The sequence below is a fragment of the Psychrobacter sp. 1Y4 genome (assembly GCF_051847555.1).
The window spans coordinates 1-586 of sequence record NZ_JBPYDE010000873.1; the positions used below are offsets into that span (position 1 = coordinate 1).

The following is a 586-nucleotide window of genomic DNA, read 5'->3' on the forward strand; positions in this document are numbered from 1 at the left end:
GCTATCCGACGACAGCGCAAGGGTTAGAAGCGCTTACCACACCGCCTGCGGATGCAAAAAACTATCCTGAAGGTGGCTATATTAAAGGTGGCTATCCAACAGATGGTTGGGAAAATGAGATGCAATATGTCTCGCCAGGTAGTGAAGGGCGACCTTATGACTTGTTTTCCTTAGGTGCAGATGGACAGCAAGGTGGTGAAGGTCAGGATGCGGATCTTTATGCTCAGCTATAAGATTTAGCCTTGTCGGCATCTAGAAAGCCTATACCAATAAAATATCGTTAAATGCACTTGCTATCGTGCAATTAACGACCTATCAATATCAACTAATAACTCTTTATTGGTTGATATTTTTTATCGATACGTAAAATAAATACCATCTGATATGAACCTTGTATCGAGGGTCAATAGTTTTATCAGTAGGTGTATATTCGTACTGCCAGTCACTGGAAGCTAACATCAAAGGTAATAACTTATGTCAATAAAAATACCAACACTACAATCAGTCGCTATCAATAAACGCGCTACTAAGTTCTACGCGCTTGCGTTTACTGTTGCAACCACCTCGTTGATGACAGCTTTATCAA

At 40.8% G+C, this 586-nt stretch carries 1 protein-coding gene; it reads left to right on the plus strand.

Annotation, left to right across the window (positions count from 1 at the left end; all coding sequences use genetic code 11):
• Positions 1-233: type II secretion system protein GspG (locus tag ACS8FC_RS19340; protein WP_439297983.1), on the plus strand; the 233-nt coding region annotated here is incomplete at its 5' end.
• Positions 234-586 lie beyond the last annotated feature (353 nt).